Source organism: Shuttleworthella sp. MSX8B (genome assembly GCF_000524295.1).
Classification (GTDB): Bacteria; Bacillota; Clostridia; order Lachnospirales; family Lachnospiraceae; genus Shuttleworthia; species Shuttleworthia satelles.
This window is the reverse complement of sequence record NZ_JAQT01000016.1, coordinates 59,485-75,858: the sequence shown is the minus strand read 5'-3', so window position 1 is coordinate 75,858 and position 16,374 is coordinate 59,485. Positions and strand designations below refer to the sequence as shown.

Annotated in this window: 15 protein-coding genes and 1 pseudogene; 8 read left to right on the top strand and 8 right to left on the bottom strand. The window is 52.5% G+C overall.

Annotation, left to right across the window (positions count from 1 at the left end; genetic code table 11):
* Positions 1–201 (bottom strand): helix-turn-helix domain-containing protein, encoded by a 201-nt coding sequence (locus tag HMPREF1508_RS10880; protein ID WP_084640249.1) that lies wholly within the window; start codon positions 199–201, stop codon positions 1–3.
* Positions 202–224: 23 nt separating this feature from the next.
* Between HMPREF1508_RS10880 and HMPREF1508_RS04570 the strand changes: the two genes are divergently transcribed.
* Positions 225–593, top strand: coding sequence for a thioredoxin family protein (locus tag HMPREF1508_RS04570; RefSeq protein WP_044959838.1), 369 nt, complete (start codon positions 225–227; stop codon positions 591–593).
* A 5-nt stretch (positions 594–598) separates the two neighbouring features.
* Here the strand turns inward: HMPREF1508_RS04570 and HMPREF1508_RS04565 are convergent, their stop codons facing one another.
* From HMPREF1508_RS04565 to HMPREF1508_RS04550, 4 genes are all read right to left on the bottom strand, one after another.
* Positions 599–1,678, bottom strand: a complete 1,080-nt coding sequence (locus HMPREF1508_RS04565) for a LacI family DNA-binding transcriptional regulator (RefSeq protein ID WP_006907120.1) — start codon at positions 1,676–1,678, stop codon at positions 599–601.
* Positions 1,679–2,033: 355 nt separating this feature from the next.
* The gene (locus HMPREF1508_RS04560; RefSeq protein ID WP_006907122.1) at positions 2,034–3,341 is read right to left on the bottom strand and encodes a TRAP transporter large permease; all 1,308 of its coding nucleotides are present in this window, start codon (positions 3,339–3,341) and stop codon (positions 2,034–2,036) included.
* Position 3,342: 1 nt separating this feature from the next.
* The gene (locus tag HMPREF1508_RS04555; RefSeq protein WP_006907123.1) at positions 3,343–3,855 is read right to left on the bottom strand and encodes a TRAP transporter small permease; all 513 of its coding nucleotides are present in this window, start codon (positions 3,853–3,855) and stop codon (positions 3,343–3,345) included.
* Complete coding sequence (locus HMPREF1508_RS04550) at positions 3,852–4,901, bottom strand: TRAP transporter substrate-binding protein (protein ID WP_044959837.1); 1,050 nt, start codon at positions 4,899–4,901, stop codon at positions 3,852–3,854. Before HMPREF1508_RS04550 ends, HMPREF1508_RS04555 begins: the two co-directional genes overlap by 4 nt.
* 101 nt (positions 4,902–5,002) lie before the next feature.
* On the opposite strand from HMPREF1508_RS04550, the gene HMPREF1508_RS04545 reads away from it, so the two are divergent.
* The 4 genes from HMPREF1508_RS04545 (at position 5,003) to HMPREF1508_RS04530 (ending at position 10,261) form a co-directional block, all read left to right on the top strand.
* The gene (locus tag HMPREF1508_RS04545; protein WP_044959834.1) at positions 5,003–5,329 is read left to right on the top strand and encodes a hypothetical protein; all 327 of its coding nucleotides are present in this window, start codon (positions 5,003–5,005) and stop codon (positions 5,327–5,329) included.
* A 33-nt stretch (positions 5,330–5,362) separates the two neighbouring features.
* The gene (gene uxaC, locus HMPREF1508_RS04540) at positions 5,363–6,802 is read left to right on the top strand and encodes a glucuronate isomerase (RefSeq protein WP_044959832.1); all 1,440 of its coding nucleotides are present in this window, start codon (positions 5,363–5,365) and stop codon (positions 6,800–6,802) included.
* Positions 6,803–6,887: 85 nt separating this feature from the next.
* Complete coding sequence (locus tag HMPREF1508_RS04535) at positions 6,888–8,384, top strand: tagaturonate reductase (RefSeq protein WP_044959829.1); 1,497 nt, start codon at positions 6,888–6,890, stop codon at positions 8,382–8,384.
* 272 nt (positions 8,385–8,656) lie between these two features.
* Complete coding sequence (locus HMPREF1508_RS04530; RefSeq protein WP_044959826.1) at positions 8,657–10,261, top strand: UxaA family hydrolase; 1,605 nt, start codon at positions 8,657–8,659, stop codon at positions 10,259–10,261.
* 136 nt (positions 10,262–10,397) lie between these two features.
* Here the strand turns inward: HMPREF1508_RS04530 and HMPREF1508_RS04525 are convergent, their stop codons facing one another.
* A complete protein-coding gene (locus HMPREF1508_RS04525) occupies positions 10,398–11,612 on the bottom strand; it encodes an ATP-binding protein (RefSeq protein ID WP_044959825.1) in 1,215 nt (404 codons plus the stop codon).
* Positions 11,613–12,054: 442 nt separating this feature from the next.
* On the opposite strand from HMPREF1508_RS04525, the gene HMPREF1508_RS04520 reads away from it, so the two are divergent.
* A complete protein-coding gene (locus HMPREF1508_RS04520) occupies positions 12,055–12,747 on the top strand; it encodes an MgtC/SapB family protein (protein WP_044959823.1) in 693 nt (230 codons plus the stop codon).
* Between the two features lie 285 nt (positions 12,748–13,032).
* On the opposite strand, the gene HMPREF1508_RS04515 is transcribed toward HMPREF1508_RS04520, so the two are convergent.
* Entirely contained in the window at positions 13,033–13,920 is an 888-nt protein-coding gene (locus HMPREF1508_RS04515) for a hypothetical protein (RefSeq protein ID WP_049906887.1), read from the bottom strand.
* Between the two features lie 9 nt (positions 13,921–13,929).
* Between HMPREF1508_RS04515 and HMPREF1508_RS10875 the strand changes: the two are divergent.
* A pseudogene (locus HMPREF1508_RS10875) lies at positions 13,930–14,190 on the top strand (response regulator); the annotation flags it as partial.
* 107 nt (positions 14,191–14,297) lie between these two features.
* A complete protein-coding gene (locus HMPREF1508_RS04505; RefSeq protein ID WP_242834497.1) occupies positions 14,298–14,804 on the top strand; it encodes a helix-turn-helix transcriptional regulator in 507 nt (168 codons plus the stop codon).
* 9 nt (positions 14,805–14,813) lie between these two features.
* Here HMPREF1508_RS04505 and HMPREF1508_RS04500 read toward each other — a convergent pair whose 3' ends face one another.
* A complete protein-coding gene (locus tag HMPREF1508_RS04500) occupies positions 14,814–16,334 on the bottom strand; it encodes a UxaA family hydrolase (RefSeq protein ID WP_044959819.1) in 1,521 nt (506 codons plus the stop codon).
* Positions 16,335–16,374 lie beyond the last annotated feature (40 nt).

Genomic DNA, 16,374 nt, shown 5'->3' with positions numbered 1-16,374 from the left:
TCATCTCTTCCTGCGATATTCTGCCGCGGACATATGCATGAATTTTTTGAAGGTGCGGTTAAAATGGTAGACCGTGTGATATCCGCAGTCTTCCGCAATCGCTGCTATGGTTTTGCCGGAATACTGTAAGAGTCCGCGTGCCTTGTCGATGCGATAGGTGTTGACAATGTCCGTGTAATAGCGGCCGGTGCTTCGATAGATGGGCTCTTTTAACCACTATAGTTATGGAAATCGAAATCAGACAATATGGATCGGACACCTGTGCTCCCTGTGCAGCGATCAGACAAAAGCTTGAGAAGTGGCAGCAGGATCATCCGGAGGTGATCTACCGCTATCTTCCCATTGAAGAATATCTGGAGGAAGCGGCTCAGAAGGGGATCCTGTCTGTTCCAACGGTGATCGTCACAATCGATGGGGCAGAGACGGCAAGAGAATCCGGTTATTTCAGTCTGGATGAGCTTCTCTTTCGTCTGGAGCAATACATGAAAATGACGGAGAAGACAGAAATGACGATTAGAACAGCGACAATGGACGATACGGATAAATTCGAGCACGGCGACGTGGCGTGGAATCAAATGAGGTTGACATTTTAAACCTGTTAAATCCCTATATCTCCCGCAAAATGGGTTGTACCCCTCTGCACCAGGCGACAGGGAACCATGGTCTCCTGTGAGGTCTGCTGACCTTCGAGAACCTGGATCAGAATGGAAGCAGCTCCCTTTGCCATGTCGGCACAGTGGTTGTCAATGGTGGTCAGCTCCGGCATGGTGCACTGGGAGAGAATGGAGTTGTTGTAACCGATGATCTGAACCTGATCGGGGATGGCGACGCCGTATTCCTGCGCCAGTTTCAGGGCGGCCACAGCGAAGATGTCCTCCGCCCCGATAACGGCGTCGACGGGGCAGGAGTGGGGATTGGAATCGGACTGCTCATCAGACATGGAAGCAATCTGATTTCTAAGACAGGAGTCAATGGCGGCCAGCTCTTTGGAAATTCGGATCAGATAGCGGCCGTTTACGCGAACCCCGGCTGCTCCCATAGCTGCCCTGTAGCCGGCCAATTTCTGTCTGCCGCTGTAAGAGTCCGCCCAGTAGAGATAGAGGATCCGCCGTCTGCCTGCCGCGAGCAGGGCGCTGGTCGTCTGGAACATGGCCTCAAAGTCATTGCTGTAGATACAGTAAATGCCCTTCCCATCCATACGGCCGTTGATCAGGACGACGGGGATGGATCTGGCTGCCTTGCGCAGATAATCCTGGTCTGAGACCTTTTCCTCCGCGTAGGAGGACCCGATTAGGATCAGCCCGTCGATCTGCTTGGACATCAGCCGCTTCAGCGACCGCTTCTTGGAGGAGAGCTCTTCTCCCGTGCAGGTGAGGATGGCGGAGTAGCCGTGACGCTTTAACTCCTGCTCTGTGTGGTAGACGCATTTGGCCAGAAAGGTATCCGAGGCGTCTGTCACCATGATGCCGATGGTCTTCATGGAGCCCAGCCCCAGACCCCTAGCGAAGACGTTGGGCTGGTAGCCGAGCGCCTTGATCGAGGCAAGCACCTTGTCTCTTGTTTTCGCGGTTACCTTGTCGCTCTGATTGAGGACCCGGGAGACGGTGGCGATGGAGACGCCGGCGTGCTCTGACACATCGTAAATATTCACTTGACTGTGCTTTTCGTTGATTCCCATGACTTCTCCCCGGGGAAAGCATCGCGTTGTCTGATGATTGCGCTGTTTAATGTTTGAGAGTCGGCGCCAGTGATCCGTGCCGCTCATGTACCAAGTATAGGGGATTGAGGATTTTTTTCGCAAGAAAAACCCTCGACCGCCTTTTTGAACCGATTTAATCCCAAAAGCAGGAATACCCTCCCGCGCGGATCCCAGGAAGGAGGGGGATTTCGCGCAGGAGGGTATAGCTGTAATCCGAAAAGCGGTTCTTTATATCTTCCTGCCGGAAGTCAATACAGGGCTATACGGATCAGCGGCAGCAGGTCAGAGAAAATGCTGTGCCCGTGAGCGTTTACCCATTTGTCGCAAGGGTATCCTACTTCACGTAGCCCATGAGTCCGGGAAGGAAGAGGGAAAGCTGGGGAATGTAGGTGACCAGCATGAGGACGCCTGCGATGACGACGAAGTAGGGCCAGAGGAAGCGGAAGACGCTCTCGATCTTGGTCCGCCCCACTTTGACGCCGACAAAGAGGGTTGTGCCGACGGGCGGGGTGATCGTGCCGATGCAGAGGTTGAAGATCATGAAGATACCGAAGTGGATGGGGCTGACGCCAAGTGTCTTCACAATGGGAAGGAAGATGGGTGTGAAGATCAGGCAGGCCGGAGTCATATCCATGAAGGTACCGACAATCAGAAGAACGATGTTGATGATCAGAAGGATCACGTACTTGTTGCCTGTTAAGGCCAGCAGGCCGGCGGATACCGCGGAGGGGATGCCGGTGAAGGCCATGACCCAGGACATGATGGAGGATGTGGCGATCAGGAAGATGATGATGCCGGTCATCTCAGCGGAGTCCAGAAGAATCTTTGGGATATCCTTGACCTTGATCGTGCGGTAGATGAAGGAGAGAACCAGGCTGTAGACGACAGCGACGACAGAACCCTCGGTCGCGGTGAAGATGCCGGCGATGATTCCGCCGATGACGATAATGATCAAAAGAAGAGAGGGAATGGCCTGGAAGAGGATCTTACCGGCCTCTCTGGCGGAGAAATGCTGGCGGTTGCGGTAACCGAGCTTTCTTGCGGTGAAGTAGATCAGAACCATGCAGGCGAGACCCCAGAGAATGCCGGGGATGTAGCCGGCCATAAAGAGGGCCGCCACAGAAGTTCCTCCGGACACCAGAGAGTAGGTGATCATGACATTGGAGGGGGGAATCAGAAGGCCGGTGGGAGCGGTCGCGATGTTGGCCGCGGCGGAGAAGTTGGGGTCGTAGCCCTCCTCCTTCTCGATGGGGCCGATGATGGAGCCCATGGCGGAGGCAGCGGCCGTACCGGAACCGGAGATGGCTCCGAAGAGCATGTTGGCGACGACATTGGTCTGAGCCAGAGCGCCCGGGGTACGGCCGGTAATCAGCTTGGCAAGGTTGATCAGGCGGACGGCAATTCCTCCCTTATTCATAATGTTTCCGGCCAGAATGAAGAAGGGAATGGCCAGAAGCGAGAAGGTGGAAATGCCGGAAAAAATTCGCTGGGCGCCGGTGACGACGGTCGCGTCAGCATTTAAGACGGGCAGAATTGCCGCGATGGAAGAGATTCCGAGGGCGACGGCGATGGGAACGCCGGCGATCAAGAGGATGGCCAGGGTGATCAGGATGATCAGGCCGCACACAATTGCGATATTCATATTATGCCTCCTGTCCTTCTGCTGATGCAGAGGCGTCGATAGAGCCGGTCAGCAGATCGATGATATTTAAGATGCCGTAGATGACGATCAGGGTACCGGTAATGGGCACCACACAGTAGACATAGGCCATGGGAACGCCTAAAGAGGCGGTAGACTGAGTCATCGTCAGACGGGTGATGGAAATGCCGCCGTAGAACAGGACGATGGCGGCGAAGGCGGTGATGAGAAGCTCGATCACAGATTCCAGAGCGACTCTGGCCTTGCCGGTGACCTTGTCGGCCAGAAAGGCCATGCGCATGTGATCTCTCTTTCCGAAGACATAGGCGGAGATCAACAGGGCCATCCAGGTGAAGGAGTAGGTCAAGAGCTCCTCAGAGACCGTAGACGGGCGGTTGAAGAAATAGCGGGTGACAATCTGGTAGGTTCCGACGACGACCATCAGGGCGAAGAGGAAGATGCAGACTGCGGCTAAGACCTTGTCAATGATGTGACGAATCTGATGCAGGATTTTCATGATTTGGAGCCCTCCTTGCTAACCTTTTGATTGATCTCCTGGATGTGGTTGTAGAGATCGACGATCTTGGGATTTTTCTCAAGCATAGACTTCTGCAGAGGGGCGACGGCTTCCTGGAAGGGGGTTAGATCCACATCTGAGAAATGAACGCCCATGTCGTTCTGCGCGGTTGCCTTGGCTGCGGCGACCTGGTCATCCCAGGCGCTGTTCTCCACCTGAGTGGAGAGGGCGGCGGCCTCCTTGAAGATCTGATATTCCTCCGGGGACAGACTCTTTAAGAACTTGACGTTGCCGATCAGCATGTCGGGGATCATCTGGTGTTTGGTGTAGGAGTAGTACTTGGCCACCTCGCCGTGCTTGTTGTTGGTCAGGGCCAGCTCATTGTTCTCGGCCCCGTTGATGACGCCCTGCTGGATGGCGGTGTAGACCTCTCCGAAGCTCATGGGAGAAGCGGCCGCTCCAAAGGCGTTGCACATGGCGATGGAGGCGGGGGACTGCTGCACACGGATTTTTAACCCCTTGAGATCCTCGGGACTGTTGATGGGCTTGGTGGCGTAGAAGCTTCTGGTTCCGGCATTGTACCAGGTGACGACGCGGAAGCCGGCCTCATCGGTGGAGTTGTAGACCTTTTCCATATAGTCCGTGTCGTTCATGGTCTGTATGTAGGCCTTCTCTGAGGTGAAGAGATAGGGCATGGAGAAGATCTGATAGACGGGGGAGAAGTTCTCCAGATTGGCTGTCCCGGCGACGGTGAAGTCGATGGCTCCGGTCTGGGTCAGCTCAATGGCCTTCTGGGCGGAGCCTAAGAGCTCATTGGGGAAGATCTGTACTTCGTACTTGTCCCCCAGACGCTCTTCAATATACTTCTTAAATGCCAGAAGTCCCAGGTGCTCCGGGTGTGTTTCAGATTGGGCATGCGAGATGCGGATGATTCTTTTCCCTCCAGTCAGACTGGACCCGCTCTTGCCGGAACCGCAGGCTCCCAGGGGGAGAACCATGCAGGCGGTCAGAGCCAGGGCAAGGAATCTCTTAATGGATTTTTTCATATGGTCTTGTTACCTCCCGTAAATGTAAGCGATTACATTAACTGAATATAGGGTTCCATTCTTTTGAAGTCAATGAGAAATGAGCGTATGAAAAGAGATTTGTGCAAGCTGCAAGAAAAACGAACTGGGAATTTGTACAGTCTTCCGAAAATGAATCCGCAGCAGAGGGTCAAGAGCGAAAATCAGAGAGGAAAATGCCTGTAAAAGCTCTTGCAGAAAAGGAGAAAAAACATTTCCGCCGGGAAGACGGATGGAGAGAAAATGCAGTATTTACGGGGCTTTTACGGATAGGACATATCCTTAAAAAGGGAAAAAACAGGGGATGTAAAAGGAAGAGAGAAAGAAAAAAGAAGAGCAAATGGCTGCTGAAAGGAGAAGAAATTGAGGGCTTGACAGATGAAAATAGCTGGGCTAATTTGGGAGTGTAATGTAAGTGCTTTCATTAAGAAAGAAGGTATTGTATGGGTCAGTTTTTGAATGAGAACTTTATGCTTTACAACGAGACAGGAAGACGTCTCTTCCATACCTATGCGGAGCAGTTGCCGATCATCGACTATCACTGTCATATCTCCCCACAGGAGATCTATGAGGATCGCCGCTTCGACAATATATCCCAGATCTGGCTGGGAGGGCGCAATCCCGACGGGACCTATTTCGGGGATCACTATAAGTGGAGAGTCATGCGGTCGAACGGGACACCGGAGGATCTGGTGACCGGAGAGGCGGATCCTCTGACCAAGTTTAAGGCATTTGCGAAGGCTTTGGAGATGGCTATCGGCAATCCCATGTATCACTGGTGCAATCTGGAATTGAAGAAGTACTTCGGAGTCACGGAGCCTCTGACGGAGGAGAATGCCGAGAAAATCTACAATCACTGCAATGATATGCTGCGGCATGACCCGAAGATGACAGTCCGCGGTCTGATCGAGCAGTCCAATGTCCGCTTCGTTGGGACGACAGACGATCCCGTCGACGATCTCAAGTGGCACGAGAAGATCGCGGCGGATCCGGGCGTTTCCTTCCAGGTATGCCCGTCCTTCCGCCCGGACAAGGCCATCAATATCCACCGCGAGGGTTTCGCCGACTACATGAAGCAGCTGGCTCAGACAGTGGGCAAAAAATCCCTGGATACGATGGAGGATGTTCTTGACGCCTTAGATCAGCGGGTTTCCTTCTTCAAGGGACACGGATGCCGGGCGACGGATCACGGGCTTGACTACGTCATGTATCGCCCCTGCTCTATGGAGGAGGCAAACAGGGTCTATCAGAAGGCCCTGGAGGGAAAGAGCCTGAGTGATGAGGAGAGAGAGGAGTACCAGACCACCCTTCTGACCCATCTGGCCAGAACCTATCACAGGGAGGGGATGGTAATGGAGATCCACTACTCCTGCCTGCGCAATACCAATGCCCGCATGTTTGCTGCGGAGGGACCGGACACCGGATTTGACACGATCGCGCAGAATGACTGTATTCCGGCGCTGGCTTCCCTCTTGAGCGATCTGGACGAGACAAATGAACTGCCCAGAACCATCCTCTTCTCCCTGGATGCCGCTGACTTCGACCGCATCGGAGCTATGCTGGGCTGTTTCCAGTCCGAGGAGATTCCCTCCAAGATACAGATGGGGGCCGCCTGGTGGTTCCAGGATACGCGCGATGGGATGGAGAAGCAGATGAAGTCTCTGGGGAATCTTGGACTTTTAGGAAATTTCGTGGGCATGCTGACCGACTCCAGATCTTTCCTCTCTTATACAAGGCACGACTACTTCCGCCGGATCGCCTGCAATCTGATCGGCGAGTGGGTAGAGAAGGGAGAGTATCCCGCCATCGAGTCCTCCCTGAAGAAGATTGTGGAGGGAATCAGCTACTACAATGCCGAGCGCTATTTCGGGATTCATGAATAAAGGAAGGAAAAGGGAATATTTCGTTTCCGCAAAAACAAAAATTCAGTAAAAAGGGACATTCAGAAAAATCAGGAGAGGTGAACAGGTGAGTCTACTTAATTATCGGGTATTGGAAAAGAGCAACTACCAGGGGTATATCCTGAAGCCGGGAGCTCCGGTCAAGGTTCTTCAGTTCGGCGAGGGGAATTTCCTGCGGGCTTTCGTGGACTACTGGTTTGACATGGCCAATGAGAAGGCGGGCTACAATGGCAAGGTGGCCGTGGTTCAGCCTATTGCCCAGGGACTGACTCAGCAGATCAACCAGCAGGAGGGGCTCTACACTCTCTATCTGCGGGGCTCTGAGAAGGGGCAGAAGGTGGACCGAAAGCGGGTGATCTCCGCCATTGATGCCTGCTATAATCCATACAATGTCGAGGACTGGCTCAAGGTCAAGGTGATTGCCTGCTCGGATGACCTGGAATACATCGCATCCAATACGACGGAGGCCGGGATCGCGTACGACCCTCAGGCAAGCCTGGATCAGGCGCCGCCCGCCTCCTTCCCGGCCAAGTTGACCGCCCTGCTCTACGAGCGCTACAAGGCGGGAAAGAAGGGGTTGACCGTCCTCTCCTGCGAGCTGATCGACAACAATGGGAGAGAGCTTGAGAAGATCGTTCAGAAGCACATTGAGGACTGGCATCTCGAGGCGGGATTCTCCAGATGGATCGAGAAGGAGAACCTCTTCTGCTCAACTCTGGTAGACCGGATTGTCCCGGGCCGCATTCGCGATCAGAGAGAAGTCGACGAATTAAACCAAATCAACGGCTATGAAGATCAGCTGTTAGATGTAGGAGAGGTGTTCGGTGTCTGGTATATTGAGGGACCAGCGGAACTTGAGGATCGTCTGCCATTTAAGAGAGCGGGACTCAATGTCCATGTGGTCGAGCAGGTTGCCCCCTATAAGAAACGCAAGGTGCGCATCTTAAATGGCGCCCACACGGGTTTTGTTCTGGGAGCCTATCTGGCCGGGGAGAATATCGTCCGCGACTGTATGGAGGACGAGGTTATCCACGGATTTATGAACAAGATTCTCTATGATGAGGTCATCCCCATTCTGCCTCTGGACCGGGAGGACTGCGAGAATTTTGCGGCGGCAGTGACAGACCGCTTCAACAATCCCTTTGTCGATCATCAGCTTTTATCCATCTCTTTGAACTCTACGTCCAAGTGGAAGGCCAGAGACCTGCCCTCACTCCTGGAATATCAGGAGAAATTCGGCAAGCTGCCGCAGGCTCTTTGCATGGGCTTCGCCGCCTATATCGCCTTCTTCAGCAATGACTTGAAGGAGAGGACCGCGGACGCGATCCTGGCCCGTCGCCCGGCAGGAGATGACTATCAGATTCAGGATGATGACTGGGTTTTGGACTTCTACTGGGAGCACAGGAAGGATGATGCAGCGACACTGACCGCGGCTGTCCTTGGAAATGAGAAGATGTGGGACCAGAATCTGAACGCTGTTCCGGGTCTGACAGAGCAGGTCAGCCGCGATTTGGGACTGATCCGGGAGCAGGGGGCAAGGGAAGCCTATGCTTCAGTACTCTGAGCTTTTGGGGAGACCTTCGGAGGGAGATAAAACTGTCCTGAAATAATACCTGATCGGGTTAGAAAAGCGCCCTCCGCGGCGAGGGCAGGCGCGTCCCTGAAATACGACGGCGGTGCGGTCAAGCGCGTCCTTGGAATACGACGGCGGTGTGGTCAGGCACGTTCTTGAAATACGACGGCGGTGCGGCCAAGCGCATTCTTGAAACGTGATGGAGATGCTGGCAAGTGCGCCCTTGAAAGACGATGGAGGCGCAGGGAGCGAGAGGTAGAACAATGCGATATATTCATATTCACCCCAGAGACAATGTCCTGGTAGCTCTTGAGGACTTAAAAGAGGGAGAGCAGATCAATCTGTCTGAAATTGACCTGTCTCAAATGGACCAGGGACAGATGGCGGGGAAGGCGGATGCCGTCTCAAATCCAGGTCAGGGAAATGCATATTCAAATCAGCCGGATACAGCCAGGGATGTCTCGATAAGAGCCGGATCGCTCACCCTCCTTGAGGATGTAAAGAGAGGACACAAGGTTGCTCTGACAGACATCCCTGCCGGGGGCCGGGTGATCAAGTACGGCAACCCAATCGCCATTGCCAAAGAGGAGATCAGGGCCGGCGCCTGGGTGCATACCCACAATGCCAGGACAGCTCTGACCGAGACAGCGGACTATCACTATGATCACCAGGTCTTTCCTTTGCCCAAGCTGCCTGAGCGCACCTTCGAGGGCTATCGCCGGGCGGACGGAAGAGCGGCCATCCGCAATGAGATCTGGATCCTGCCCGTCGTCGGCTGTGTCAATGATATTGCGGGAGGTCTGGCAAGGGAGAACCAGGATCTGGTCAGGGGGAATATCGAGGGCATGTATTCCTTTGCCCATCCCTATGGGTGCTCACAGCTGGGCGGGGATCTGGACGCCACCAGACGCCTGCTGACGTCACTGGTCCGCCATCCCAATGCGGCGGGAGTTCTCTGCGTCTTCTTAGGTTGCGAGAATTTGACCCGGGAGCTCTTCTTAGAAGCTTTAGGAGATTATGATCCCGACCGGGTTAAATTTCTGGTCTGCCAGGATGTGGAGGACGAGTACGAGGAGGGGCGGAAGCTCCTAAAGGAGCTGGCCTCCTATGCCGATCGCTTTAAACGGGAGCCGATTCCTGCCTCAGAGCTGGTGGTCGGACTCAAGTGCGGGGGATCCGACGGTCTCTCCGGAATCACAGCGAATCCGACGGTGGGACGTCTCTCTGACCGCCTGATTGCCCTGGGAGGGTCGACGGTTCTGACGGAGGTCCCGGAGATGTTCGGGGCAGAGAATATTCTCTTCGCGAGGTGCAAGGATCAGGCGACCTTTGACAAGGCCGTCGCCATGGTCAACCGATTCAAGAAGTACTTCGTGGATCACGGACAGACTGTCTACGAGAATCCCAGTCCGGGCAACAAGGCGGGAGGGATCACAACACTGGAGGACAAGTCCTGCGGCTGCGTTCAGAAGGGTGGTTCGGCCCAGATCGTGGATGTCTTAGATTATGCCTGCCCGGTCAGCAAGAAGGGACTGAATATCCTCTATGGGCCGGGCAATGATCTGGTCTCTTCGACAGACCTCGCGGCCAGCGGAGCCCATATGATTCTCTTCACCACAGGGCGGGGCACCCCGTTCGGGGCGCCGGTACCCACTGCCAAGATCGCGACCAACAGCCCGCTGGCTGCCCGGAAGAAGAACTGGATTGACTTTAACGCGGGCACCGTGGCGGATGGACTTGAGACTCTGGATCAGGCCGGCGACAGGCTTTTGGACTTTGTTCTCGCTGTGGCTTCCGGCCAAAGAACTCAGGCCGAGAAGAGCGGCTGCAGGGATATCGCCATCTTCAAGGACGGGGTGACGCTGTGAATCGGTATTCGCAGATTTGACCCGGGGCGTTTACCAATTTAAGGGGATAGGGAAAAATTGAGTTTAAATAAGAGGGAAGGCACTGGTGCTCTGGGATCGATGCCTTCCCCTGTCTGTCTTAAGCCTTTTGGCTCATTTAGTCCCATGCTTTCGCCAGCAGAAAGTCTCTGATATTTTGGTGTTTGATACCATCCCGGCTCATATCAAATTCATCCATAGAGATAACGTACTTGGGGAAGTGATCGCGGATAGGCTTATAGGCGCCGAATTCCCGGGCAATTGTCTCGGGAGACGAGAGCAGATAGCAAACCTGGACATAGAGCTTCTTGTCGGCTCTCTCCGCGACGAAGTTGATTTCCTGCTCGCCGGCCTTACCGATCGTGACATTGTAGCCGCGACGGATCAACTCGATGCAGACAATGTTTTCAAGGAGCTGATCAATATCACGATTGTTTCCGCCATAGACTGCCTGCCGAATGCCATGATCCACCAGATAGTATTTCTCATTGACAGACAGGATGCGCTTGCCGACAAGATCCTCGCGGCGCAGCTTGCAAAAGAGAAAAGCGTCACAACAGGCCCTGATGTAGTTGAGGACTGTTTCGGGAGCAACCCTGCGATTTTCACTCTTGAAGTAGTTGGAAATGCTCCGTGCGCTGAAGGTGTGCCCGATATTGGCCATGACGTAGGTGATTATTCGCTCGAGAAGATCGACATCGCGAATCTTATTTCGTTTGATGATATCCTTCAGGATGACAGAACTATATACATCACGCAGATACTGAAGGGAAGCCTCCCGCTCCTCATGGAGATTGATCAGGAAGGGCATACCGCCCAGCTCCAGATAGCTGTGAAATTCCTTCGCGGGATCAATCCGGGTGGCCGCCTGCTTTCGTCCTATTAGATACTCTTGAAAAGAGAAGGGATAGATGACAAATTCAGTGTAACGCCCACCCAGGTAGGTGGCCAGTTCCGTTGAGAGCAGATGGGCATTGGAACCGGTGATATAAATGTCGCAGTTGAAATCGACACGGGCAGAATTGATGCAGCGCTCCCAATCGGTCACCTCCTGGATCTCGTCAAAGAAGAGATAGGACTTGCCGGAGATCGATGCAATACGTCGGCTGAGTTCCTCATAGAGAGCTCTTGCATTGCAGAATTTGGTATTCGCAAGCGACTCAAAGTTGAAGGAGATGAAGTTGTCATCAGAAATACCCTGGCCTCGCAGTTCATCCTTGATCAGATCGAGCATGACAGATTTGCCGGATCGGCGCATTCCCGTCAGGATTTTGATCAGTTCGTTCCCGATAAAAGGCCGAATGCGCTGTATGTACTGTTCACGTGGAATCATGTCCTCACCGCCTTTCTATGGAAATCTGTCAAGAGCATAGCATATCTATAACTGACAAACCAGTTTAAAATATGATTTATGACAGTTACAATTGACAAAAAATAAAATATAGATATTTTATCAATTATAACTGACAAAATAAATCGGAGCAGATCACCAAAGCCCTCGACCATTTGGCGCGCGAGGTCATGGAGGACTGCGATATCTGTGGAATGAAGGTTGTCTGCGATCAGGTCAGGGAGGTCATGGCCCAGGAGTTCGGGAAGTAAGTATATGTATTGTCGGATCTGTGCTTGTGATTTGCAAAAATCATAGGACTTTTTGCATAATGGTTGTAAAGACGGCAGGGCACTGAAGAGGAGCCGTGTACAAGAGGTTTTCAGGAGTAATGCAACAGTGCCTTGACGATGAAATCCATATAAGCAGATAGGAGAAGCAGAGCATGTGGAGAGAGTGGATGAATATCCTGTCAGGTTGGTCTACTGCAGCGATCATCGGCCGCCTGGCAATTGCCACCGTCATGGGCACCATCATTGGAATTGACCGCGGCTTGAAACGGCGCGGAGCCGGAATTAAGACGCATGCCCTTGTCTGCCTGGGATCAGCCCTTGTGATGCTGACCAGCCAGTATATGATGATGCAGTTCGATCATCAGGCGGACCTGGCCAGGCTGGGTGCCCAGGTTATCAGCGGCGTCGGATTCCTGGGCGTCGGAACGATTCTGGTGACGGAGAAGCAGCGGATCAAGGGACTGACGACAGCGGCGGGTCTTTGGACTTGCGCCTGCGTGGGCCTGGCGATCGGCATCGGCTTCGTGGAGGGGGCAGTTTATGCCCTGATTTTTATTGCCCTTGTGCTTCGCATCCTCAACCGCTTTGACCTCTTTTTACAGAAACACGCCAAGGTCTTCGATCTGTATCTGGAGTTGGAGGACGGCAAGAGTATAGAGTTTTTTCTGCAGAAGATGCGGGATCACAATGTGAAGACAGAGATTATTGAGACCAGGAAAATGCAGGATCCCTGGAAGTACGCGTCCATGGTCATCTCACTAGAGATGGATCGCTTCGGCAAGCGGGCGGACCTGATTAAGGAGATCCGGGAACTTGATTATGTGCATTATGTGGAGGAGATGTGAGGAGCAGCTTTGGCATGTGGGCTTTTTCTTTGATCCGATTGAAAACGAAAATTTGGTCCAGAGGGGACTTTATCTCCAGATGAAAGTGCAACAGACCGCTGCATGGAGAGGGGTTCCCGGTGTGGCGGCCTGTTGTCGATTATGCCAGCAGCAGAGTCATTTCCTTGCGTTGAGTTCGAAGGGAATGAAGATTTCCCTCGGGACAATGTCACTTGGCAGATGCCTTATTGTATGCTATATTTTGAATTTCCAAGAATTTGTCCAGTCCCATGGTCTTCAGCTGGCTCATATAGTCATTCCAGCCGGACTCAACCCGCCCTTGGAGACCCAGTCAGCCTGGGTGGAATCCACGTAGGCGCTGATATCTGTGTAGAGGGTGGCCAGGTTCTGCAACTGTTCCTGAGAGTAGGAGACATTAGGAAAGGCGGGCCTGGCGTACTGAGCGAAGTCCTTGTCCATGGCAAGCTTGGAGGCGTTACCGTTATCGCTTTCATAGGTTACCCTTGCGTTGAATTCGTCATCGACATATTTGGGACCAAAGTCCCGCAGAGAATTGACCCAGGCGAAAGTATCGGCAGAACTGCCGTCGTCTGGTTTTAAGACCTTGTAGTTGCCATCGCTGTTCTTCTTCACCGCTTTGTCGAAGCCTCCGTAGAAGTTCTGAATGGAAGCGTCATCGGTATAGAAGCCGTCAATCCACTTGAGGAGAGTATCCGGGTTCTTGCACTTACTGGTTACGATGAACTCGTAACGGCTGTAATTCAGGTGCTGGGGGTCAGAGGCAATGTACTGTTTGCCATCGGATCCCTTCAGAGCTGGAAGAGGTGCATATTGGTCTGCGTTGGCGCCAAAGGTGGAGTCAGTGGTCCAGCCGGGGGCAGAGCCGATGACAGGAGTTTTGCTCATCAGCTTGGAATCGCGCATGGTGTCATCCTGGGTGAAGATTTCAGGATCAATCAGCCCCTGTTCATAGGCCTTATGCATGGCCTCAATTCCCTTCTTGTACTCCTCCGTTGTGGGGAGGAAGACGGGCTTGCCATCCTTAATGGCCATATCGTATGTGTTGTCGCCGCCGACATTGGTTCCGAAAGGAAGAGTGTAGAAGTAGACAGAGTCAGCATAGCCTTCCCCATAGGGAATCTCGTCGTTGCGGCCCTGAAAAAAGGAATTCACTGGAAGGCTTTGGGATTCACACAGGCTTTGTCAGCCTATCAGGTCGAAGCGGCCAGGAGAATTCTGCTTACAGAGAAAATAGATCTGCTTTTATCTGATATTGATATGCCAGGAGGCAGCGGGCTGGATCTCCTTCGCTGGATGCGCGGGGAGAATGATATGACTCCCTGTATTTTCCTAACCAATTACGCGGATTTTGCCTATGCGCAGGAGGCGGTCAATTTAAAGTGCTTTCATTACTTTCTCAAGCCGGTGGATTACGAAAAACTGACGGAGAATATTGCGAAAGCCATTGCCGAATGCGAGGCTTCTCATAATGATGTTTTAAATCGCTACAGGTTTTTCTGGCAGGAAAACATTTTGCGCAGGGAGATGTGGTGCAGCTGCTCTACGCGTACCTGGAGGGGCGCGGAATTCGTGCCCACCAGCTCTTTGCGGGAGAGATATACAGGACAATTGCGGCCTGTGCGTCAGACCGGGCGGAGGATTTGGAGATGTATTTTCACTATCTTTTCTCTGTGGCCCAAGAGGGTCTGAAGCTGACCTCCTCAGAGAAGAGTATTGCCGCCCGCGTGCGTGAGTATGTAGATGAACATTATCAGGAGGATATTGGCAGGGAATCGCTGGAGGAGATTCTCTATTTTGATCCGGATTATACTTCCAGGCTTTTTAAAAAGGAGATGGGCGTTTCCTTCATGACCTATGTTATACAGAAGAGAATCAGAGAAGCCAGGCGACTTCTGGCTCATACCAATCAGCCGATCAATCGGATCGCAGCGTGGGTAGGCTATGAGAATTACTCTTACTTCACCAGGTTATTCAAGCGGGAGGTCGGTATGACCCCGGCTGAGTACCGGGCAATGAAGAGGAGTGACAGGGGATAGGGCCAGGGATTATGTGATTGGTGCAGGATTGAAAATGCACATATCATTGTGAAAACCGTATTGGTCAGAGTATGGCTTTTTGAGTCCGCTGGCCACATCAAGAATCATGTGGAAAATTTCATTGCCGATATCCTGGATGGTGGCTTTTCCAATAGCAATATCGCCTGCAGAAATATCAATCATGTCAAACCAATGTTTTTTCATGTCATTTCGACTGCATACTTTAATAACTGGGGCAATTTCAAGTCCGTAAGGAGTTCCGCGACCAGTCATGAAAACCTGCAGACCAATACCGCTGGCTACCTGACTTGGGCCACAGACAATATCACTGGCAGGAGTGACAGCACAGATAAGGCCTTTTTTGCTTGGAAGTTCTGCCGGACCAATGACCTGGGTGATCGGTGCGGATCCAGATTTTGCAATACTTCCCATTGCCTTCTCAACAATATTGGAGAGTCCCCCGGCTTTGTTGCCCGGACTGGGATTCGCGTCTCGGTCTACTTGGCCTGCCTCGAGGTAGTGATCATACCAGGCAACCTCCTGAACCAATTTATCTCTGGCCTCTCGATCGATACAACGTGCGGAAATCAGGTGAACACCGTCTCGAAATTCTGTGATTTCGCTGAACATTACGGTAGCCCCTCCCTTGACGAGCATATCAGAAGCATAGCCTGCGCTGGGATTTGCGGTTATTCCTGAAAAAGCATCTGATCCGCCACACTGCATTCCGATTCGTAGTTCAGACAAAGGAAGTTCTTGACGACACCTTTGGTTGAGTATTTCAAGCTTTTTTTTAGCCATGTCATAGATTGCCTGCATCATGGCATCGTGTCCCTCATAGTCTTGAAGTGTCAGTACGTTTTCAGGAATGTTTTCTTCATCCGTAAGAACCTTGTCATAGGTGAGTTTTTCACAACCTAAGCCAACTACCATGATCTGTCCGCCAAAATTGGGGTGATGAATCAGGTTTTTGATGGCACGAATCGGAATGACGGCATCGGGGGCATTGATGGCGACACCGCACCCATAGGGATGAGAAACAGCGACAATATCATCCACATGGGGATATTGCGGCAGAAGGCTGCGTTTCATCTGCTCAACAGCAACCTTAAGCACACCAACGGTGCACTGAACTGTGGTGACAATACCCAACATGTTTTTGGTGCCGGCAGGCCCGAAATTGTTTTTATATCCCATCCAACTGGTTCGGGGAGGATCTGGAAGCAAAGAGTATGGTCTGATATTGGTTCCATAGGGGAGAGCGTCGAGGGAGGGACGATCCGGCAGGTCAAGAGAACTCTCATTAATCCAGCTTCCAGCTGGTGTGAAGGACTTCGCTGTACCAAGACAGACTCCATAGCGCAGAACAGGAGCACCTTTTGGTAAGTCACAAAGAGCTATTTTATGGGATTGTGGAATATCAGTAAGTGCGACAATTCCGTTGCCGATTTTGGTTCCGGCAGAGATATCGGAGAGTGCGATAGCGACATTATCACGCACATTGATCTGATAGACGTGTTGTAAAGACATAAAAACTCCTTGGATGCAATGTGATGTGTTTGCTTTTATC

Coding starts and splice junctions, on each gene's coding strand:
- HMPREF1508_RS04520 (WP_044959823.1), top strand. CDS start 12,055: ATGTGGAGAGAGTGGATGAATATCCTGTCAGGTTGGTCTACTGCAGCG.
- HMPREF1508_RS04500 (WP_044959819.1), bottom strand. CDS start 16,334: ATGTCTTTACAACACGTCTATCAGATCAATGTGCGTGATAATGTCGCT.
- HMPREF1508_RS04555 (WP_006907123.1), bottom strand. CDS start 3,855: ATGAAAATCCTGCATCAGATTCGTCACATCATTGACAAGGTCTTAGCC.
- HMPREF1508_RS04565 (WP_006907120.1), bottom strand. CDS start 1,678: ATGGGAATCAACGAAAAGCACAGTCAAGTGAATATTTACGATGTGTCA.
- HMPREF1508_RS04525 (WP_044959825.1), bottom strand. CDS start 11,612: ATGATTCCACGTGAACAGTACATACAGCGCATTCGGCCTTTTATCGGG.
- HMPREF1508_RS04570 (WP_044959838.1), top strand. CDS start 225: ATGGAAATCGAAATCAGACAATATGGATCGGACACCTGTGCTCCCTGT.
- HMPREF1508_RS04550 (WP_044959837.1), bottom strand. CDS start 4,901: ATGAAAAAATCCATTAAGAGATTCCTTGCCCTGGCTCTGACCGCCTGC.
- uxaC (WP_044959832.1), top strand. CDS start 5,363: ATGGGTCAGTTTTTGAATGAGAACTTTATGCTTTACAACGAGACAGGA.
- HMPREF1508_RS04530 (WP_044959826.1), top strand. CDS start 8,657: ATGCGATATATTCATATTCACCCCAGAGACAATGTCCTGGTAGCTCTT.
- HMPREF1508_RS04560 (WP_006907122.1), bottom strand. CDS start 3,341: ATGAATATCGCAATTGTGTGCGGCCTGATCATCCTGATCACCCTGGCC.